The organism is Streptomyces sp. NBC_00988 (assembly GCF_045162645.1).
GTDB lineage: Bacteria > Actinomycetota > Actinomycetes > Streptomycetales > Streptomycetaceae > Streptomyces.
In genome coordinates this window covers 8,803,739-8,822,960 of the sequence record NZ_CP108730.1, presented here as the reverse complement: position 1 = coordinate 8,822,960, position 19,222 = coordinate 8,803,739, and the positions used below count along the sequence as shown (strand labels likewise).

The window sequence follows — 19,222 nt, the reverse complement described above, 5'->3', positions numbered from 1 at the left end:
CACTCCTCAGGCGTAGGGGCTGTCGGCGCCCGCGGCGGCGGGGCGGGGGGCGCGGGCCGGGCAGCAGCCCACCGGGCAGAGGTTGTGGCCGGCGCCGAGCGCGCCCAGGGCGCAGGGCGTGACCTGGCGCCTGCTCTCGACGGCGGCGCGCTCCAGGACCAGCTCGCGGATCGCGGCGGCGAAGCGCGGGTCGGCGCCCACGGTGGCCGACCGGCGTACGGGCAGGCTCAGTTCGGCGGCCTTGGCAGTGGCCTCCGTGTCGAGGTCGTAGAGGACCTCCATGTGGTCGGAGACGAAGCCGATGGGTGCCATGACGACCGCGGGGACGCCGGCCGCGTGGCGCTCCTCCAGGTGGTCGCAGATGTCGGGCTCCAGCCACGGGATCTGCGGGGCGCCGGAGCGCGACTGGTAGACGAGCTGCCAGGGGTGGTCGACGCCGGTGCGCTCACGGACGGCGTCGGCGATCAGCCGGGCCACGTCCAGGTGCTCCTCGACGTACGCCCCGCCGTCTCCGTGGTCCTCGACCGGGCCGGAGCCGTCGGCCGCGGCGGTCGGGATGGAGTGGGTCGAGAAGGCGAGGTGCGCGCCGTCCCGGACGTCCTCGGGGAGGTCCGCGAGGGACTCGATGACGCCGTCGATCATCGGCTCCAGGAAGCCGGGGTGGTTGAAGTAGTGGCGCAGCTTGTCGACCTTCGGGAGGTCGAGGCCCTCGGCCTCAAGGGCGGCCAGGGAGTCCGCGAGGTTCTCCCGGTACTGGCGGCAGCCCGAGTACGAGGCGTAGGCGCTGGTGGCGAGGACCAGGATGCGGCGGCGGCCGTCGTCGACCATCTCACGCAGGGTGTCCGTGAGGTACGGGGCCCAGTTGCGGTTGCCCCAGTAGACCGGCAGGTCCAGGCCGTGGTCCGCGAAGTCCTTGCGGAGGGCGTCCAGGAGGGCGCGGTTCTGGTCGTTGATCGGGCTGACCCCGCCGAACAGGAAGTAGTGCTGGCCCACTTCCTTGAGGCGTTCCTTGGGGATGCCGCGCCCACGCGTCACGTTCTCCAGGAACGGAACCACGTCGTCCGGGCCTTCGGGGCCGCCGAACGAGAGCAGGAGGAGGGCGTCGTAGGGGGTGGCATCGAGCACGTCTGGCATGCCTCCGATCCTGCCACCCGCCACTGACAGCCGGGAAACGGCGGGGTGCCGGACGGGGGTCGGGACGGAGATCCGCTTGGGGATCGGGGCGGAGATCCAGGCGCACCACGGGCGGGTGCATCGGGGCCGACCTGCTCGTAAGCTGTATCAGCCGCATTCGCACCTTACCGAGCCGTCACTGCCCCTCACCGAGCCGTGACTGCTCCCCCCGAGCCGCCCCCGCTCCTTCCCGACCGGAGACCCCCGTGCCCAGCCCCTATCGCGCCCTGTTCGCCGCACCCGGCTCCAAGGGCTTCTCCGCCGCGGGGTTCCTCGGCCGTATGCCCCTGTCGATGATGGGCATCGGCGTGGTCACGATGATCTCCCAGATCAACGGGCGCTACGGGCTCGCGGGCGCCCTGTCGGCCACCATCGCGCTGGCCGCCGCCGCGATCGGGCCGCGGATCTCGCGCTGGGTCGACCAGTACGGGCAGCGGCGGGTGCTGCGTCCGGCGACGCTCGTCGCGCTGACCGCGGCGACCGTGTTGCTGATGGCCGCCCGCTTCGAGTGGCCGGACTGGGTGCTGTTCGTGTCCGCCGCCGGGATCGGATCGGTGCCGAGCCTGGGGGCGATGGTCCGCGCGCGCTGGGCGGCCGTCTACCGGGGCACCCCACAACTGCACACCGCGTACTCCTTGGAGTCCGTGGTCGACGAGGTGTGCTTCATCTTCGGACCGATCATCTCGATCGGACTGTCCACGGCGTGGTTCCCGGAGGCCGGTCCGCTGCTCGCCGCCTGCTTCCTGGCGGTCGGTGTCTTCTGGCTGACCGCCCAGCGCGCCACCGAGCCCGCGCCGCACCCACGCGCGCGTGGGGACAAGGGCGGTGGCTCGGCGCTGCGGACCGCCGGTCTCCAGGTGCTGGTGGCCACCTTCGTGGCGACGGGGGCGATCTTCGGGGCGGTCGACGTGGTCACCGTCGCGTTCGCCGACGAGCGGGGTCACAAGGGCGGCGCCAGCGTGGTGCTCGCCCTGTACGCGGCGGGCTCCTGCGCGGCGGGTGTCGTGTTCGGGCTGATGCGCTTCCGGGGAGCCCCCGAACGTCGGTGGCTGCTGGGCATATGCGCGATGGCCGTGAGTATGATCCCCCTCCTACTGGTCGGAAACTTGCCGCTTCTGGCCGTGGCGCTGTTCCTTGCGGGCCTGTCCATCGCACCCACGATGATCACGACGATGTCCCTCATAGAAGAGCACGTACCTCGCGCGAAGCTCACCGAGGGCATGACCTGGGTGAGCACCGGCCTGGCGGTCGGGGTCGCGCTCGGCTCCTCCGTCGCCGGCTGGGTGATCGACGCAGCCGGCGCGCGTGCGGGGTACGGGGTTCCGGTCGTCGCCGGTGCCGTCGCGGTCGCGGTGGGTTTCCTCGGGTACCGCCGGCTCAGCAGACCGGCGCCGGGTCGGGGAGGCACCGTTGAGCACCACAGCGAGCGCGAAGAACGGCACGTGGCGTAACTGGGGCGGTACGGTCGCGTCGCGGCCCGCGCGGGAGGTCACGCCCGCCTCCGTGGAGGAACTGGCCGCGGCCGTACGGCGGGCCGGTGAGGACGGTCTGACGGTGAAGGCCGTGGGCAGCGGGCACTCCTTCACGTCGATCGCCGCCACGGACGGTGTGTTGATCCGCCCTCAACTGTTGACCGGCATCCGCAATATTGATCGCGATGCCTTGACGGTCACGGTCGAGGCGGGCACCCCGCTCAAGAGACTCAACATGGCCCTCGCGCGCGAGGGTCTGTCGCTCACGAACATGGGCGACATCATGGAGCAGACGGTGTCGGGCGCGACCAGCACCGGCACGCACGGCACCGGCCGCGAGTCGGCCTCGATAGCCGCCCAGATCAAGGGACTTGAGCTGGTCACGGCGGACGGCTCGGTACTGGCCTGCTCCGAGAAGGAGAACCCGGAGGTCTTCGCGGCCGCCCGCATAGGCCTCGGCGCCCTGGGCGTCGTCACCGCGATCACCTTCGCCGTGGAGCCCGTCTTCCTGCTCACGGCCCGCGAGGAGCCGATGACCTTCGACGAGGTCACCGGACGCTTCGACGAACTCTGGGCCGAGAACGAGCACTTCGAGTTCTACTGGTTCCCGCACACCGCCAGCACCAACACCAAGCGCAACAACCGCAGCGCGGGCCCGGAGCAGCCGGTGGGCAAGGTGGCCGGCTGGTTCGAGGACGAGTTCGTCTCCAACGGCCTCTGGCAGGTGGCCAACATGGTCGGCCGCGCGGCGCCCGCGACCATCCCGACCATCGCCCAGATCTCCACCCGGGCCTGGTCCACGCGGACCTACACGGACATCCCTTACAAGGTCTACACATCGCCCCGTCGGGTGCGGTTCGTGGAGATGGAGTACGCCGTCCCGCGAGCGGCCCTGGTGGACACGCTGCGGGAACTCAAGGCGATGGTCGACCGTTCGGACTTCAGGATCAGCTATCCGGTGGAGGTCCGCACCGCCCCGGCGGACGACATCGCCCTGTCCACCGCCTCCGGCCGGGACAGTGCCTACATCGCCGTGCACATGTTCAAGGGCACGCCCTACCAGGCGTACTTCACCGCCGCCGAGCGCATCCTCACCGCGCACGAGGGCCGGCCGCACTGGGGCAAGGTGCACACCCGGGACGCGGAGTACTTCGCCGGGGTCTACCCGCGCTTCGGCGAGTTCACGGCGTTGCGGGATCGGCTGGATCCTGACCGTCGGTTCCAGAACGACTACTTGCGGAGGGTGCTGGGTCAGTAGCCGACGCGCTCGGCGTGGGGGTCGGCGTACTGCCGCCGTCCGAAGCGCTGGGCGTCGGCGTCGGACTCGACGTCGTACCGCCGCTGTTGGACGGTGCACCGCCGTCGGTCGAGCCGGATGACGTCCCCGGGTCGGCCGACGAACCGTTCGGGGAGCCGGACGGGGAATCGGCCGGACTCGGTTCGTCGTCACCGGACTTCGGGGACGACGACGTGTCGTGACCGGTGACGGCGGCGCTGACCGTGGTCCCCTTGCCGCCGCTGAAGCTGTCGCCGGACACCAGCTCGTAGACGGTGATCCCGGTCATGGTGACCCCGAAGACGAGGGCCGCGGCGAGCAGCGGGCGCTTCCAACTGCCCACCCGCGCGTGGTAGACGGTGCCCTCCGTGAACTCCCCTGGGCGCGCGGGGGTTTGTTCCGCCTCCTTGGAGGTGACGGTGGCCTCCCGGAGCTGTGCGCCGGTCCGGCTGAAGAAGTGCTGGAAGACGGAGCCTCCGGAGGTGGCTATCGCGCTCACGACGCCGGCGCCGAGGATCGTGCCGTAGACCCCGAAGTAGGAGGCGAGTTTGGCGGCCACCACCGCCGCCACCGCGCTGCCCGCGACTTGAGGGACGCTCAGATCGATCCGTTTCTTGCTGACATCGAGCCTTGCACGCATTCCGGGACCTTGCCTCGCTTTCTCGCACTTTCTCGTACCTGATCAACTATCTGTACGACAAACGGACGTACGGCCGAAACCAATAGTTCCGTTTCGGGCTATTGCGTGAAGTACGCCACTTTCAAGATCGCCGGAACCCTGCTCCAGGCCGCCAAGTCCCGCCCCCCACAAGAAGTTGGGCGGCGTGCCAATCCACGCACGTGGTCCAAATGGAGTACTGTTGCGAGCCCTGGGTGCGGTCTCCTGCCAGGGCGTCCGCGGCCTCAATGGACCGCCCAGAGGGGGCCAGTTGCACAGGGTGATGTAGTTGGTCACTTAGCGTTGCGAATAGGTAACCGTGCCATAACGGCGAGTCAGGGCCCGTGCCCGACACGCCGGGCAACTCGGCAAGGTTGTGGCAGGCTGCACCCGGGCAGGCCACACTCGACTAGCGGAAGCAGCGACGCACGTGACGTCGGCAGGCACCACCCGGGAGGTCCCCATGCCCGAACTGCGTGTCGTGGCCGTCTCTAACGACGGCACACGGCTGGTGCTGAAGGCTGCGGACAGCACGGAGTACACGCTTCCGATTGACGAGCGTCTGCGCGCCGCTGTACGCGGCGACCGTCCCCGCCTCGGCCAGATCGAGATCGAGGTGGAGAGCCATCTCCGCCCCCGAGACATCCAGGCACGTATACGTGCCGGCGCCTCCGCGGAGGAAGTCGCCCAACTAGCCGGTATCCCCGTCGACCGGGTGCGCCGCTTCGAGGGCCCCGTCCTCGCAGAGCGCGCCTTCATGGCCGAGCGGGCCCGGAAGACTCCGGTCCGCCGCCCCGGTGAGAACGCCGGACCCCAGCTCGGCGAGGCCGTCCAGGAACGTCTGACGCTGCGCGGCGCCGACAAGGAGACCGTCCAGTGGGACTCCTGGCGCCGCGACGACGGCACCTGGGAGGTCCTGCTGGTCTACCGGGTCGCGGGCGAACCGCACTCGGCGAGCTGGACGTACGACCCGCCCCGGCGGCTCGTCCAGGCCGTCGACGACGAGGCGCGCTCACTGATCGGCGAGTCCGACGACCTCTCCATCACACCCGAGCCCAGCTTCCCGTTCGTGCCGCGAATCGCCCGGCTGCCCCGCGACCGGCCGCTGGACCGTGCCCTGGAGCGCCCGGAGCGTCCCGCGCTGCCGTCGCCCGAGCCGGTCGAGGAGAGCGAGCGCGACTCGCTGACCAGCCTCCTGGAGGCGGTACCGAGCTTCCGCGGCGACATGGTGGTCCCCGAGCGCCCCTCGGATCCCCCGGAGGAGCCCGCGGTAGAACCGGAAGAGGAGGAGCCCCCGGCTCCTGCGGCCTCGGCCGGTTCGGCGTACGCAGATGTCCTGATGCCCCGCTCCGTAGGGGCCCATCGCGACCGGCTCATCGGCTCCACCGACCGCCAGGCCGAGGCGGACGGCGTCCGTCCGGGCCGTAGAGCGGCCGTTCCGAGCTGGGACGAGATCGTCTTCGGGACGCGAAGGAAGAAGCAGGAGTAGCAGGAAGCAGCAGGCGTGGTACGGCAGTTGCCCGTACGACGATGGGGGCCCGCGCCGGTTCGGCGCGGGCCCCCATCGTCGTACGGGGATACGGCCACTACGGGTGTACGGGTACTACTGGGGGTCCGGGCCCACGGCGACCGGGCGCTCCGGGTCCGCGGACCACTCCGACCAGGAGCCTACGTAGAGCGCGGCCGGGATCCCGGCGACCGCCAGGGCCAGTACCTCGTGGGCGCCCGAGACGCCGGAGCCGCAGTACACGCCGACGCCCGAACCCTCCGTAGCGCCAAGGGACTTGAAGCGGGCGGCCAGTTGCTCCGCCGGGAGGAAGCGGCCGTCCGCGCCCACGTTCTCGTTGGTCGGCGCGGACAAAGCGCCCGGGATGTGGCCGCCCACGCGATCGATGGGCTCCACCTCGCCCCGGTAACGCTCCCCCGCGCGGGCATCGAACAGGACGCCGGTGCGGGCGAGTGCGGCGGCTCCGTCCGCGTCCAGGAGTTCCACGGCGCCCGGTTCCGGGGTGAAGTCGCCCTCGGCCGGTGTCGGGGCGGCCGCCTCCAGAGACCCCTCCCAGGAGGGAAGCCCGCCGTCGAGGACCCGCACGTCCGGGTGACCCGTCCAACGCAACAGCCACCACGCGCGTGCCGCCGCCCAGCCCTGGCCGCCGTCGTACACAACGACCGGCCGGCCGGCCGACACGCCCGCGTGGCGCATCGCGGTGCCGAAGCGCGCGGTGTCGGGCAGGGGGTGGCGGCCATGGGCGCCGGGGGCCGAGGCGAGTTCCTGATCGAGGTCTACGTAGACGGCGCTCGGGATGTGCGCGGCCGCGTACTCGGCGCGGCCGTCGAAGGGCGGCTCACCTGCGGCCTTCGCGACACTGAGCTGCCAGCGGACGTCGAGCAGGACCGGCGGGTTCGCCCCGACGAGATCGCTCGCCAGTTCGGATGCGGAGATGATGGCGTTCATGGCCACCATCCTCGCGCAAGGGGTGGCCGACGCGTCCAGGTCCGACTACTCTGCTCGGCCGGACAGCCTCGATCACGAGGCGTACGTGAACGAGCACATGCTGTACAACCGATGGACACCCCACGGCAATCGCCTGGAAACGGACGAGTGACCGCAGACCGGTCATCCTCCCCAGGTGAGCCGCCCGCCGACGGCGCGGCCGGGGCGCGGTGCGCCACGGGGGGTGCGAGCATCGGCACGGGGCGTGCACGCGGCTGCCGCGGCACGCGGATCCGCACTGCGGAAGCGATACGGCCACCGCGAGGGGCCTAGGAGAAGGTGACGATGACCGAGGCACGGGGGTCGGCCGACCTGAACGGCGACACGCACACTCGGCGTACGCAGGGCTCGCCCTGCTGGGTGAGTCTGATGGTGCACGGGATGGCCGCGACTCAGGAGTTCTACGGAGAGCTGTTCGGTTGGGAATTCCAACCCGGTCCCCAGCAGCTCGGCCCCTACGCGCGGGCCCTGCTCGACGGGCAGGAGGTGGCCGGCATCGGCCAGCTGCCGCCGGACCGGCATCTGCCCATCGCGTGGACGCCGTACCTCGCCTCGGACGACGTCGACCAGACGGCCGAGACGGTACGGATGTGCGGCGGCACGGTCGGGGTGGGCCCCCTGGACGCGGCCGAGGCCGGCCGGCTGGCGATCGGCTCCGACCCGTCGGGGGCGGTCTTCGGCATCTGGCAGGCCTCCGACCACCTCGGCACGATCCTCACCGGCGTCCCCGGCACACCCGCCTGGAACGAACTGCTGACCTCCGAGACCGCGAGCGTCGCCAAGTTCTACGAGGCGGTGTTCGGCTACGAGGAAGTCCCGGTGATCTCCGCCGACTTCGACTACGTCACCCTCCACCTGGACGGCCACCCGGTCGCCGGCATCCACGGCGTCGGCACGGCCCTGCCCCGCGACCGGGGCCCGCACTGGATGACGTACTTCGAGGTGGCCGACACGGACGAGGCCCTACGCCACGTCACGGACCTCGGCGGCCACATCCTCAAACCACCCCACGACAGCCCCCACGGCCGCGTGGCGACGGTCGCGGACCCCGAGGGCGCGATGTTCTCGGTGATCGAGGGGCCTCGCTAGGCCGACGTCATCGGCAGCACATCCGGGGACAGCGCCGCCGCCCGGGCCGTAGCCGCTGTCATGCGGCGGCGGTGGTGGCGGCGGCACAGGACCTCGTAGCCGACCGCTTCCGCCTGGTTGACGTCGCCCACGACGACCTGGGCGCCCTCGACGACCATCTCGCCGCCTATCGTGCGGGCGTTGTGGGTGGCGCGGGCGCCGCACCAGCAGAGGGCCTCGACCTGGAGTACCTCGACGCGGTCGGCGAGTTCGACCAGGCGTTGGGAGCCGGGGAAGAGCTTGGAGCGGAAGTCGGTCGTGATGCCGAAGGCGTAGACGTCGAGGCTCAGGTCGTCGACCACGCGCGCGAGTTGGTCGATCTGCACCGGTGCCAGGAACTGTGCCTCGTCGGCGATGACGTAGTCCGCGCGGCCACCCTGGGAGAGGTGGTCGACGACGTACGCGTACAGGTCCTGCTCGTCCTCGACCTCCACCGCGTCGGTGACGAGGCCGAGGCGGGAAGAAAGCTTTCCCTCGCCCGCGCGGTCGTCCCGGGTGAAGATCATCCCCGCCAGGCCGCGTGCCGAGCGGTTGTGCTCGATCTGGAGCGCCAGGGTCGACTTCCCGCAGTCCATCGTTCCGGAGAAGAACACCAGCTCGGGCATGGGGAGTTGAGCACCTTTCGGCGGAGAGGGGGAGCGGGAGGAAGGTGAGGAGGACGGAGGGACCTCAGGAGCGTACTTCGAGCAAGGGGACCAACTGCTCGGCAGGGGTCATCGAACCGTGGTTGCCGACCATCGCCGACTCCTTCGGCTCGCGCTCGGACGCGATGATCAGGACGTCGTCCCGGGCCGCCGCGATGACGTCGCCGAGGCGGTCGTAGACGCGCTCGTCGATGTGCGGGCCGAACCAGCCCGCCGCGATCGCCTCGTCCCGCGAGGCCACCCAGAACTGCTCGCCGAGGACCTCGCGCCAGCAGGTCAGTACGTCGTTCTCGGCGCCCCGCACCGCGTAGACGTGACGGGCGCGGCCCTCGCCGCCGAGGAGGGCGACGCCGGCGCGCAGCTCCCAGTCCGCGTCGAAGTCGATGCGGTGCTCCTCGTCGAAGGGCACGTCGATCATGCCGTGGTCGGCGGTGACGTACAGCGCGCTGCGCGGCGGCAGTTGCCCGGCGAGGCGCTGGACGAGCCGGTCGACGTACATGAGTTGACCGCGCCAGGTGTCGGAGGCGACGCCGTGGCGGTGGCCGGCGCCGTCGAGTTCGGCGTAGTACGTGTACACCAAGGAGCGGTCTCCGGCGGCCAGTTGCTCGGCCGCGAGGTCCATGCGCTCCTCGCCGGTCAGCCGCCCGTGGAACGTGCCGCCGCTGAGCGCGACCTTCGTCAGCGGGGTGTTCTGGAAGGTGGGCGAGGAGACCTGCGCGGCGTGCACGCCCGCGTCGTGGGCCAGCTGGAAGATCGTGGGGTACGGCTGCCAGGGCCCCGGCTTGGTCCACGGCTGCCAGCGCAGCTGGTTCATCAGCTCGCCGGTGGCCGGGTTGCGCACGGTGTAGCCGGGCAGGCCGTGGGCGCCCGGCGGCAGGCCGGTGCCGACGGAGGCCAGGGAGGTCGCGGTGGTCGCCGGGTAGCCGGCGGTGAGCGGACGTCCGGTGCCGCCGCGCGAGCTGCCGAGGAGCGCGTGGAGGTAGGGCGCCTCGTCGGCGTGGTCCTTGATCTGCTCCCAGCCGAGGCCGTCGATCAGGAAGACGCAGTTCCGGTCGGCCGGGGTCAGCTCCGGGATCGCCGCGGTCGTACCGGGTACGCCCATGCCCGCGGCCAGCGTGGGCAGCAGGTCGGCGAGGGAGCCGGAACCGTACTCGGGAACGGGCGCGGACTCGACGGCCAGGGGCTCGGGGTGGTCCCAGGTGGCGGAATCAGGAGGGGTGGGCGCGGAGCGCCCTCGATCATGGGCGGCGGGGGGAGACGGGTGGGACATCAGCGGGGAACGTCCGCGGTCGCCTCGGAGAGGGACTGCGCGAAGGCGAGGGTCTGCTGCACCGTCTCCGGGCCGTCCCCGGCCTCGCTGACGCGCAGGCTCAGGTCGTCCGCCGTCGAGTTGCCCGTATAGCCGTGGTCCGCCTCGCAGTTGGGGTCACCGCAGGCGGCCGGTTCCAGGTCGATCCGGGCGACGGCGCCCCACCCGATGGTCAGCACGACCTCGCGCGGGAGCGTGCCCGGCGTGTACGACTCCGGGTTGGCGACCACGCGGCTGAGCACCACGGACGAGATCCGGCCGAGCTTCACGGACTCCGTGGACGTCGTGGCGTACGGCGTCGGGGAGGTGCTGTCGGCGGCCTGCTCGTCGGTGTGGCTGACGATGAAGCGGTTGCCGGTGAGGACGAGCACGGTCACGTGCCGGCGCACCTCGTTCTGGTCGAACGTGGTCTCCTGGTGGACCAGGAACGACCGGATCGGCTCGCCGCCCACGGCGGCCTCCACCGCCTCGGCCACGAGGGCCGGGTAGTAGCCGCTGCGCTCGATCGCCGCACGCAGCCCCTGGGTCGTCGTACTGGTCTTGGCCATGACGTCCATCCTACGGTGGCGCACTGACTGCGAGGCACCGCCGAGCACGGTCTCGTCACAGCTGTCTCAGTACACGGGACCGGTGCGCGGGAAGCTTCCGTCGGCACATCCGTCAGTACATCTGTCAGTACACGGGAAGCGTCCTCGGGCCGAGGTCGTCGCGGGCGGGCGGCGGGGCCAGGCGGACGGACGCGCCGAGCACGCTCAGGCCGTGCGCGGCCACGACCACCGGCTCCAGGGTCACGGCGACGACCTCGGGGTGATCGTCGACCAGCCTCGACACCCGCAGCATCAGCTCCTCCAGGGCAGGCGTGTCGACCGGCGTGGACCCGCGCCAGCCGAACAGGAGCGGCGCCGTCCGGATCGACCGGATCAACGACCCGGCCTCCCGGTCCGTGACCGGAATCAACCGGTGCGCCGTGTCCCCGAGCAACTGCGAGGCGGCTCCGGCGAGCCCGAACGACAGCACGGCCCCCGCCGCCGGGTCGATGACGGCCCGTACGACGGTGTCGACCCCGCGCGGCGCCATCCGCTGCACCACCGGCCGCAACTCCTCGGGCTTCCCGAACAGCTCGCCCAACTCGGCGTACGCCCGCCGCAGTTGCTCCTCGTCCGCGAGATCCAGTCGTACGCCTCCCAGGTCGGCGCGGTGTCGCAGGTGCGGGGCGGTGGCCTTGAGGGCGACCGGGTAGCCGAGGGCGCGGGCGGCCTCGGCGGCGGTGTCGGGGATGGGCGCGGGCAGCGCGCGGTGGACGTCGACGCCGTACTTGCCGAGCAGGTCGCACGTCTCGTCGACGCCGAGCGTGAGGCCCTGCCCGCGCGCGAGCAGCCCGCCGATCAGTCCGGCGGCGCCCTTCTCGTCGATGTCCTCGAACTCGGGCACCCGGCCCGGGTCGGTCGCCTCGCGCCGCCACTGCGCGTACTTCACGGCTTCGGCGAGGGCCCGGACGGCGCGCTCGGCGGCGGGGAAGGCGGGGATGAGGCCGCCGCCTTCTGATGCCGGCACCCCGGTGACCGCTTGTTCAGCCTCCGCAGTGGACGGTCGTTCTGCGGGGAGACGGGGGTCCTCCCGCTTCGAGGCGGCCTGGGGTGCCGTACTCATCGCGGCCGAGAGCGCCTCTGCCAGTCCCCCGAGCTCCACGTGCACCACCAGCACCGGCTTCCCGGGTGCCGCCGCGGCAGCGGACCGCAACGCCTCCGCCAACGCCGCGTCCTCGGCCGGCCCCTCCCCCACCGCGGGTATCGCGGTCACGACCACCGCGTCGCACGAGTCGTCGGCCAGCGCGCCCGACAGCGCCCGGTGGAAGTCCGCCGCCGTCGCCGCGGTCGTCAGGTCCACCGGCGGCGACGGCCGCAACCCCTCGGAGAGGCACGCGTCGTAGGTCAGCAGCCCGAGCGACTCGGAGTTCCCGACGATCGCCACGCGCGGTCCGCGGGGCAAGGGTTGGCGTGCGAGCAGCAGCCCCGTGTCGACCAGTTCGGTGATCGTCTCGACGCGGATCACCCCGGCCTGGCGGAGCAGCGCGGACACGGTCGCGTGCGGCAGGCGCGTCGCCCGTACGGCGTGCCCCTGGGGGGCGGATCCGGCGCCCTGGACGACGACCAGCGGTTTCGCCGCCGCAGTGCGCCGGGCGAGGCGGGTGAACTTGCGGGGGTTGCCGATGGACTCCAGGTACATGAGGGCGACGTCGGTGTCGGGGTCGTCGTACCAGTACTGAAGGACGTCGTTGCCGGACACGTCCGCGCGGTTGCCGGACGACACGAAGGTGGAGACGCCGGTGACTCCGGTGACCCCGCCGCCGCGCCGGTGCAGCCGGGAGAGCAGGGCGATGCCGATGGCGCCGGACTGGGCGAACAGCCCGATGCGTCCGGGGCGTGGCATCTCGGGGGCGAGGGACGCGTTCAGCCGTACGTCGGCTGCGGTGTTGATGACTCCGAAGGCGTTCGGCCCGATGATGCGCATGCCGTACGTGCGCGCGTGGCGCACGAGTTCGCGCTGGCGCTCGCGTCCCTCGGGGCCGCTCTCGGCGTACCCGGCGGTGACCACTACGAGCCCCTGCACCCCGTGTTCGCCGCACTCGGTGACGACTTCGGGGACGTGCTCGACCGGGACGGCGACGACCACGAGGTCCACGGGGCCCTCGATGTCGCGCACCGAGCGGTACGCCGGCACCCCGTCGAGGTCCTTCTGCTCCTCGGGGAAGGCCTTGTTCACGGCGTACAGGCCGCCGGTGAACCCGGCGTCCCTGATGTTGTCGAGAACGCTGCGGCCCACCCCTCCGGGGGAACGGCCCACACCGACGACGGCGACCGAGCCGGGCACCAACAGCCGCCGTACGGACCGCGCTTCGGCCCGCTGCTCCCGCGCGCGCTGCACGGCGAGAGACCGGTCCGTGGGTTCGAGGTCAAACTCCAGGCGTACGACGCCGTCCTCGAAGCTGCGCTTCTGGGTGTAGCCGGCGTCCGTGAACACCTTGATCATCTTGTTGTTGGCCGGCAGTACCTCGGCGGCGAAACGGCGGATGTCGCGCTCGCGGGCGACGGCCGCGATGTGTTCGAGGAGGGCGGAGGCGACGCCCCTCCCCTGGTGGGCGTCCTGCACCAGGAAGGCGACCTCGGCCTCGTCGGCCGGGGCGGAGGCGGCACGCCCGTCGGCACTAATGCGGTCATAGCGTACGGTGGCGATGAACTCGCCGCCGACGGTGGCCGCGAGTCCCACCCGGTCCACAAAGTCGTGGTGCGTGAAGCGGTGGACATCCTTGGCGGACAGGCGCGGATACGGCGCGAAGAAGCGGTAGTACTTCGACTCGTCGGAGACCTGCTCGTAGAAGCTGACCAGGCGATCGGCGTCGTCGACGGTGATGGGCCTGACGCGCGCGGTACCCCCGTCGCGCAGCACCACGTCGGCTTCCCAGTGGGCGGGGTACTCGTGCCGGTCCGACGAGGTCTGCATGGGGCCCAGCGTACGGCTCGCGTCTGACAACGGCGCGAGGCAGTCTGTGGGGAACAACAGAGCACGGGAAGTCGGGCCGAGGCCGCGGTCCGACCACTCGTTCCGGACGGTTCGCAAGGCCGGTCCGGGCTCGCTTCACGTGTGGGAAACTGGTCTAGACAACCCTGAGACTCTGAAGGGCAGCATCACATGGCTGAGCGCCGCGTCAACGTCGGCTGGGCGGAGGGCCTTCACGCCCGCCCCGCCTCCATCTTCGTCCGGGCCACCACGGCCTCGGGTATCCCCGTGACGATCGCCAAGGCCGACGGCAACCCCGTCAACGCGGCCTCCATGCTCGCGGTTCTGGGCCTGGGCGCCCAGGGCGGCGAGGAGATCGTCCTCGCGTCGGACGCCGAGGGGGCGGACGCGGCCCTCGACCGACTGGCGAAGCTGGTCGCGGAAGGTCTTGAGGAACTCCCCGAGACCGTCTGAGGCACCCCGCAATTGATGGTTGCGGTGCTTTTCGTCCAAAAACGATGCACCGCAACCTCGAAGGGCTCGTCCGAATTACCGGGCGAGCCCTTCGCAATTCCACTTGTGGGCAGCATAAATAATCCCCCACGAATTAGCTTCTCTTTGTATACGGCGCCCGTGTTAATGCCGCAGACCCGACATGTTTACGGGAGGTTGCGAAGTCCTCACACGGTCCGTGCCGTTCGCCCCGCCAGGAAAGCGCAGCCGGTGCGCGGTGCCCGCCCGCTCGGTGTGCAGGGCGGTGATCGCCCGGGCGCGCTCGCTGTCGCCGCGGGCCACGGCGTCCACGATGGCCCCGTGCTCGGCCCAGGACTCCACGGGGTTGGCCGGGGCGTCCACCGCGTACATCCAGGCGATCTTGTGCCGCAGCTGGGTCAGCATCGAGGTCAGCGCGGGGCTTCCGGAGGCCTGCGCCAGCGTCTCGTGGAACCAGCTGCCCAGGGAGCGCAGATCCTCGCTGTTGCCCCGCCTGGCGCGCTCCTGGCCCAGCCTGACGAGGCCGCGCAGCACCTTGAGGTGGGCCTCGGTGCGCCGCTGGGCGGCCCGCGAGGCGCCGAGCGGCTCCAGCAGCATCCGCATCTCCAGCAGGTCGGCGGCCTCCTGCTCGGTCGGTTCCGCGACGCACGCGCCCGCGTGCCGCCGGGTCACGACGAACCCCTCGGCCTCCAGCGTGCGCAGGGCCTCCCGGACGGGGACGCGCGAGACCCCGTACCGGCGCGCGAGGAGTTCCTCCGTGAGCCGGCTGCCGCGCTCGTAGACACCGGCGACGATGTCGTCCCGGATCGCCGTGCATACCGAGTGCGCCGGAATACGCATGTCCGACCTCCGCCTTAATCCCCGTGAAACGTCGACGATTGACGTGTGTTCCGTGACTCTATTGCAATGAGCGGGAATTTCCGATGGCGGGCCGGAATCCATGGATATTTTTTGGACAGGAGGGCTCCGGAAACGCCGAAAGCCCCGGCCGGGCGGGCCAGGGCTTCGGGAAGTGCGGCGGTGCGTCGTCAGACGTTCACACCGTGCTTGCGGAGGTAGGCGACGGGGTCGACGTCGGAGCCGTACTCGGCGGTCGTGCGGGCCTCGAAGTGGAGGTGCGGGCCGGTGACGTTGCCGGTCGCCCCGGAGAGGCCGATCTGCTCGCCGGGAGTGACCGTCTGGCCGACGGAGACACCGATGGACGACAGGTGGCCGTACATGGTGTACATGCCGTCGGCCATCTTGATCACCACTTGATTGCCGTACGAGCCGCCCCAGCCGGCCTCGACGACGGTGCCGGAGCCGACCGCGTGCACGGAGGTGCCGGTCGAGGCGTGGAAGTCGATGCCGGTGTGGGCACCGGAGGACCACAGGGAGCCGCCGGTCTTGTAGCCGGTGGAGACGTACGAGCCGGTGACCGGCGCGACGAAGGTGTTGAGCTTCTTGCGCTCGGCGGCGCGGGCGGCGCGCACCTCGGCCTCGCGCTCCGCCTTGGCCAGTGCGGCGGCCTGGGCGCGGGCCACTTCCTTGGCGGCCTGCTCGGCCGCGGCCTGCTGCTGGGCGGCGGCCTGGGCGTCGATCTTCTCGGCTACGGCGTCGCCCATGGCGATGACGGGGGTGAGGCCGGTCTGTTCCACAGCGGGCTCCGCGGCGAACGCGGGGGCGCTCGCGAGGGTGCCGACGACGCCGGTGGTGGTGAGGGCCGCGACACTCGCGACACGAACGGTGGTGCGGTGGGTCCGGCTCGGGCGACGGTGCTTCCCGGTGGCGCGGGTGAACGCCATGAAGTGGCTGGTCCTTTCCTTCCTTCTCGCCTACCGGGTTAGCTGACGGGTTCGGAGCAGGAAGGTCTCCTACGGACCCCCTCGCTGTGCGCGCGGGCGTCCGATTCACCCCAGGGACGTGGGTCCCCGGCTCCCCTGGCTCGCGCCGTACGGGGACTCGGCGATGACTGTCCGGTGCCGCGAGTGCGGCGCGGTGCCTGACGGACAGCCGGACCGACGCTAAGGGGGGCCACTTTCAATCCCCAAACGGATCACGGGTTTTGTTGCACATGCCACAGGGCAGACGGGCAACCTCTCCCCCAATTCGGACATTAGGGGGCCCTGGTGACTCTTCAGTCACCAGGGCCCCCACGCGCGCGTGCCGCTCGTCGGCTCGCTACGGGTCGTCTACTCGGCCGCGACGACGGTCACTTCGCCGATGCCGAGAGCCTCCACGGGCTCCTTGATCTGCTCCGCGTCGCCGACGAGGATCGTCACCAGACGGTCCACCGGGAAGGCGTTCACGACCGCCGCGGTGGCCTCCACGGTGCCGGTCGCGGCGAGCTGCTGGTACAGCGTCGCCTGGTAGTCGTCGGGCAGGTGCTGCTCGACCTGGTCGGCCAGCGTGCTCGCGACGGCCGCCGCGGTCTCGTACTTGAGCGGCGCCACCCCGACGAGGTTCTGTACGGCGATGTCCCGCTCGGCGTCGGTCAGTCCGCCCTCGGCGAGCTTGCGGAGCACCGTCCACAGGTCGTCCAGCGCGGGACCGGTGTTCGGGGTGTCCACGGAACCGCTGATGGCGAGCATCGAGGCGCCCGTGCCGTCGGGTGCCGAACGCAGCACCTGGCCGAACGCCCGCACACCGTAGGTGTAGCCCTTCTCCTCGCGCAGGACGCGGTCCAGGCGGGAGGTGAGGGTGCCGCCGAGGCAGTACGTGCCGAGCACCTGCGCGGGCCACACGCGGTCGTGCCGGTCGGCGCCGATGCGGCCGATGAGCAGCTGCGTCTGGACGGCGCCGGGACGGTGCACGATCACGACGCGCCCGGTGTCGTCGGCGGTCACCGGCGGCACGGGACGCGGCTGCGCGGCGGAACCCGTCCACGAACCCAGGGTGTCGGCCAGGAGCGCGTCCAGGTCGATGCCGGTGAGGTCGCCGACGACCACGGCGGTGGCCGTCGCGGGGCGAACGTGCCGTTCGTAGAAGGCGCGTACGGCTCCGGAGTCGATCTTCTGGACGGTCTCCTCGGTGCCCTGGCGCGGGCGGGACATGCGCGAGGTCGCCGGGAACAGCTCCTTGGAGAGCTCCTTGGCCGCGCGGCGGGACGGGTTGGCCGTCTCGTGCGGGATCTCGTCGAGGCGGTTGCGGACCAGCCGCTCGACCTCGCTGTCCGCGAAGGCGGGCGCCCTGAGGGCATCCGACAGCAGACCGAGCCCCTTGGCCAGCCGCGAGGCCGGGACCTCCAGGCTCAGGCGCAGCCCGGGGTGGTCGGCGTGCGCGTCGAGGGTAGCGCCGGAGCGCTCCAGCTCGGCGGCGAACTCCTCGGCGGAGTGCTTGTCGGTGCCCTCGGAGAAGGCCCGCGTGGTGATCGTGGCGACACCGTCCAGGCCTGCCGGTTCGGCGTCCAGGGGCGCGTCCAGGAGCACCTCGACGGCGACGACCTGCTGGCCGGGGCGGTGGCAGCGCAGCACGGTCAGGCCGTTGCCGAGCGTCCCGCGCTCCGGGGCCGGGAAGGCCCACGGCCTGGCCTCGCCGGCCTGCGGCTGCGGGTGGAATTCCATCGTGGCGAGCTCGGTCACTTGGCCGCCTCCTCGTTCTCGTCGCCGGCCTCTGCTTCGTCATCCTCGTCCGCGACGGGCTCGTACACGAGCACCGCGCGGTTGTCGGGGCGCAGACGTGCCTTGGCGACCTCCTGCACCTCCTCCGCCGTCACGTCGAGGACGCGCTGTACGGCGGTCAGGGCGAGCTGCGGGTCGCCGAACAGGACGGCGTACCGGCACAGTTCGTCGGCGCGGCCCGCGACCGTGCCGAGCCGGTCCAGCCACTCGCGCTCCAACTGGGCCTGAGCGCGCTCCATTTCCTCGGCGGTGGGGCCCTCCTCGGCGAACCGGGCGAGCTCCTCGTCGATGGCGGCCTCGATGACCGGCACCTCGACGTCCCCGGACGTCTTGACGTCCAGCCACCCCAGGGAGGGCGCACCCGCCAGCCGCAGCAGGCCGAAGCCGGCCGCGACTGCCGTACGGTCGCGCCGTACCAGGCGGTTGTAGAGGAGCGAGGACTCGCCGCCGCCCAGGATGGTGAGGGCGAGGTCGGCCGCGTCGGACGCGCGCGTGCCGTCCTCCGGGAGCCGGTAGGCGCACATCAGGGCGCGGGCCGGCACCTCCTCGACGACGACCTCGCGCAGCTCCCCGCCCATCGTGTCGGGCAGCGCGCCGTCACGAGGCGTCGGCTTGCCGTCGTGCGACGCGATGGACCCGAAGTACTTCTCGATCCAGGCGAGCGTCTGCTCGGGGTCGATGTCGCCGACCACGGACAGGACCGCGTTATTGGGCGCGTAGTAGGTGCGGAAGAACGCGCGGGCGTCCTCCAGGGTGGCCGCGTCCAGGTCCGCCATCGAGCCGATGGGCGTGTGGTGGTACGGGTGGCCCTCCGGGTAGGCGAGGGCGGTCAGCTTCTCGAACGCGGTCCCGTAGGGCACGTTGTCGTAGCGCTGGCGGCGCTCGTTCTTGACGACGTCCCGCTGGTTCTCCATGGACTCGTCGTCCAGGGCGGCCAGCAGGGAGCCCATGCGGTCGGCCTCCAGCCAGAGCGCGAGCTCCAACTGGTGGGTGGGCATGGTCTCGAAGTAGTTCGTGCGCTCGAAGCTGGTGGTGCCGTTGAGCGAACCGCCCGCGCCCTGCACCAGTTCGAAGTGGCCGTTGCCCTTCACCTGTCCGGAGCCCTGGAACATCAGGTGCTCGAAGAGGTGAGCCAGGCCGGTACGCCCCTTGACCTCGTGGCGGGAACCGACGTCGTACCAGAGGCACACCGCCGCGACCGGGGTCAGGTGGTCCTCGGAGAGGACCACGCGCAGACCGTTGGCCAAGCGGTGTTCGGTCGCTGTCAGACCGCCGGACCCTGCCTCGGCGGTGGCCGTGTGACCCATGGGCATGTACGTCCCTTCGATCGCGGATTCTCTGGCTGGAACCGCAGAAATCCTGCTCGTCCCGCCACTGTATGCAAGCGTGCGGACCGTCGGCGAAGTTCCCGGCGGACGTACGCCGAGAGCGAGATCGCGTAGCCTGCGGGCAGTCGCACACGTGGACTCACGCGGCAGC

Annotated in this window: 17 protein-coding genes and 1 riboswitch; of the genes, 6 read left to right on the top strand and 11 right to left on the bottom strand. The window is 71.3% G+C overall.

What is annotated here, in order from left to right:
- Nucleotides 1-6: 6 nt before the first annotated feature.
- Nucleotides 7-1,134, bottom strand: coding sequence for a ferrochelatase (locus tag OG496_RS40465; RefSeq protein ID WP_405974374.1), 1,128 nt, complete (start codon nt 1,132-1,134; stop codon nt 7-9).
- Between the two features lie 245 nt (nt 1,135-1,379).
- Between OG496_RS40465 and OG496_RS40460 the strand changes: the two genes are divergently transcribed.
- Nucleotides 1,380-2,624 carry an MFS transporter gene (locus tag OG496_RS40460; RefSeq protein ID WP_405974373.1) on the top strand — a complete coding sequence of 415 codons (1,245 nt, stop codon included), beginning with the start codon at nt 1,380-1,382 and terminating at the stop codon, nt 2,622-2,624.
- Entirely contained in the window at nt 2,584-3,903 is a 1,320-nt protein-coding gene (locus tag OG496_RS40455) for a D-arabinono-1,4-lactone oxidase (RefSeq protein WP_405974372.1), read from the top strand. Before OG496_RS40460 ends, OG496_RS40455 begins: the two co-directional genes overlap by 41 nt.
- Here the strand turns inward: OG496_RS40455 and OG496_RS40450 are convergent.
- On the bottom strand, nt 3,827-4,561 hold the full coding sequence (locus OG496_RS40450; protein WP_405974371.1) for a hypothetical protein: 735 nt from the start codon (nt 4,559-4,561) through the stop codon (nt 3,827-3,829). The genes OG496_RS40455 and OG496_RS40450 overlap by 77 nt on opposite strands.
- Nucleotides 4,562-5,042: 481 nt before the next feature.
- Here OG496_RS40450 and sepH point away from each other — a divergent pair, with 481 nt between their 5' ends.
- Nucleotides 5,043-6,068 carry a septation protein SepH gene (sepH, locus tag OG496_RS40445; protein ID WP_405974370.1) on the top strand — a complete coding sequence of 342 codons (1,026 nt, stop codon included), beginning with the start codon at nt 5,043-5,045 and terminating at the stop codon, nt 6,066-6,068.
- 114 nt (nt 6,069-6,182) lie between these two features.
- Here the strand turns inward: sepH and OG496_RS40440 are convergent, their stop codons facing one another.
- The gene (locus OG496_RS40440; protein ID WP_405974369.1) at nt 6,183-7,034 is read right to left on the bottom strand and encodes a sulfurtransferase; all 852 of its coding nucleotides are present in this window, start codon (nt 7,032-7,034) and stop codon (nt 6,183-6,185) included.
- On the opposite strand from OG496_RS40440, the gene OG496_RS40435 reads away from it, so the two are divergent.
- Both OG496_RS40435 and OG496_RS40430 read left to right on the top strand, forming a co-directional pair.
- Nucleotides 7,033-7,185, top strand: a complete 153-nt coding sequence (locus OG496_RS40435; RefSeq protein WP_366493344.1) for a hypothetical protein — start codon at nt 7,033-7,035, stop codon at nt 7,183-7,185. The genes OG496_RS40440 and OG496_RS40435 overlap by 2 nt on opposite strands.
- 173 nt (nt 7,186-7,358) lie before the next feature.
- On the top strand, nt 7,359-8,162 hold the full coding sequence (locus OG496_RS40430) for a VOC family protein (RefSeq protein WP_405974368.1): 804 nt from the start codon (nt 7,359-7,361) through the stop codon (nt 8,160-8,162).
- Here the strand turns inward: OG496_RS40430 and OG496_RS40425 are convergent.
- The 4 genes from OG496_RS40425 to OG496_RS40410 form a co-directional block, all read right to left on the bottom strand.
- On the bottom strand, nt 8,159-8,806 hold the full coding sequence (locus tag OG496_RS40425) for a thymidine kinase (protein WP_033283967.1): 648 nt from the start codon (nt 8,804-8,806) through the stop codon (nt 8,159-8,161). The two genes, OG496_RS40430 and OG496_RS40425, sit on opposite strands and share 4 nt — an antisense overlap.
- Nucleotides 8,807-8,870: 64 nt before the next feature.
- Entirely contained in the window at nt 8,871-10,115 is a 1,245-nt protein-coding gene (locus tag OG496_RS40420; protein ID WP_405974367.1) for an alkaline phosphatase family protein, read from the bottom strand.
- Nucleotides 10,115-10,711 carry a DUF5998 family protein gene (locus OG496_RS40415; protein WP_078652624.1) on the bottom strand — a complete coding sequence of 199 codons (597 nt, stop codon included), beginning with the start codon at nt 10,709-10,711 and terminating at the stop codon, nt 10,115-10,117. The genes OG496_RS40420 and OG496_RS40415 overlap by 1 nt, the downstream gene beginning before the upstream one ends.
- Before the next feature lie 115 nt (nt 10,712-10,826).
- Nucleotides 10,827-13,655, bottom strand: a complete 2,829-nt coding sequence (locus OG496_RS40410; RefSeq protein ID WP_405974366.1) for a GNAT family N-acetyltransferase — start codon at nt 13,653-13,655, stop codon at nt 10,827-10,829.
- A 189-nt stretch (nt 13,656-13,844) separates the two neighbouring features.
- On the opposite strand from OG496_RS40410, the gene OG496_RS40405 reads away from it, so the two are divergent.
- Nucleotides 13,845-14,126, top strand: a complete 282-nt coding sequence (locus OG496_RS40405) for an HPr family phosphocarrier protein (RefSeq protein WP_013000229.1) — start codon at nt 13,845-13,847, stop codon at nt 14,124-14,126.
- A 162-nt stretch (nt 14,127-14,288) separates the two neighbouring features.
- Here the strand turns inward: OG496_RS40405 and OG496_RS40400 are convergent, their stop codons facing one another.
- The 4 genes from OG496_RS40400 to OG496_RS40385 form a co-directional block, all read right to left on the bottom strand.
- On the bottom strand, nt 14,289-14,984 hold the full coding sequence (locus OG496_RS40400) for a GntR family transcriptional regulator (protein WP_019061038.1): 696 nt from the start codon (nt 14,982-14,984) through the stop codon (nt 14,289-14,291).
- A gap of 188 nt (nt 14,985-15,172) precedes the next feature.
- Nucleotides 15,173-15,928: a M23 family metallopeptidase gene (locus tag OG496_RS40395; protein ID WP_405974365.1), complete on the bottom strand. Its 756-nt coding sequence runs from the start codon at nt 15,926-15,928 to the stop codon at nt 15,173-15,175.
- A gap of 13 nt (nt 15,929-15,941) precedes the next feature.
- Nucleotides 15,942-16,101, bottom strand: a riboswitch (cyclic di-AMP (ydaO/yuaA leader).
- A gap of 214 nt (nt 16,102-16,315) precedes the next feature.
- On the bottom strand, nt 16,316-17,704 hold the full coding sequence (locus OG496_RS40390) for a M16 family metallopeptidase (RefSeq protein WP_405974364.1): 1,389 nt from the start codon (nt 17,702-17,704) through the stop codon (nt 16,316-16,318).
- Nucleotides 17,701-19,056 (bottom strand): M16 family metallopeptidase, encoded by a 1,356-nt coding sequence (locus OG496_RS40385; RefSeq protein ID WP_399396823.1) that lies wholly within the window; start codon nt 19,054-19,056, stop codon nt 17,701-17,703. Before OG496_RS40385 ends, OG496_RS40390 begins: the two co-directional genes overlap by 4 nt.
- Nucleotides 19,057-19,222 lie beyond the last annotated feature (166 nt).

Excerpts from the sequence above, each read along its gene's own strand:
- OG496_RS40465 (WP_405974374.1), bottom strand. The coding sequence starts at position 1,134 with ATGCCAGACGTGCTCGATGCCACCCCCTACGACGCCCTCCTCCTGCTC.
- OG496_RS40450 (WP_405974371.1), bottom strand. The coding sequence starts at position 4,561 with ATGCGTGCAAGGCTCGATGTCAGCAAGAAACGGATCGATCTGAGCGTC.
- sepH (WP_405974370.1), top strand. The coding sequence starts at position 5,043 with ATGCCCGAACTGCGTGTCGTGGCCGTCTCTAACGACGGCACACGGCTG.
- OG496_RS40435 (WP_366493344.1), top strand. The coding sequence starts at position 7,033 with ATGGCCACCATCCTCGCGCAAGGGGTGGCCGACGCGTCCAGGTCCGAC.
- OG496_RS40440 (WP_405974369.1), bottom strand. The coding sequence starts at position 7,034 with ATGAACGCCATCATCTCCGCATCCGAACTGGCGAGCGATCTCGTCGGG.
- OG496_RS40430 (WP_405974368.1), top strand. The coding sequence starts at position 7,359 with ATGACCGAGGCACGGGGGTCGGCCGACCTGAACGGCGACACGCACACT.
- OG496_RS40425 (WP_033283967.1), bottom strand. The coding sequence starts at position 8,806 with ATGCCCGAGCTGGTGTTCTTCTCCGGAACGATGGACTGCGGGAAGTCG.
- OG496_RS40420 (WP_405974367.1), bottom strand. The coding sequence starts at position 10,115 with ATGTCCCACCCGTCTCCCCCCGCCGCCCATGATCGAGGGCGCTCCGCG.
- OG496_RS40415 (WP_078652624.1), bottom strand. The coding sequence starts at position 10,711 with ATGGACGTCATGGCCAAGACCAGTACGACGACCCAGGGGCTGCGTGCG.
- OG496_RS40410 (WP_405974366.1), bottom strand. The coding sequence starts at position 13,655 with ATGCAGACCTCGTCGGACCGGCACGAGTACCCCGCCCACTGGGAAGCC.
- OG496_RS40405 (WP_013000229.1), top strand. The coding sequence starts at position 13,845 with ATGGCTGAGCGCCGCGTCAACGTCGGCTGGGCGGAGGGCCTTCACGCC.
- OG496_RS40400 (WP_019061038.1), bottom strand. The coding sequence starts at position 14,984 with ATGCGTATTCCGGCGCACTCGGTATGCACGGCGATCCGGGACGACATC.
- OG496_RS40395 (WP_405974365.1), bottom strand. The coding sequence starts at position 15,928 with ATGGCGTTCACCCGCGCCACCGGGAAGCACCGTCGCCCGAGCCGGACC.
- OG496_RS40385 (WP_399396823.1), bottom strand. The coding sequence starts at position 19,056 with ATGCCCATGGGTCACACGGCCACCGCCGAGGCAGGGTCCGGCGGTCTG.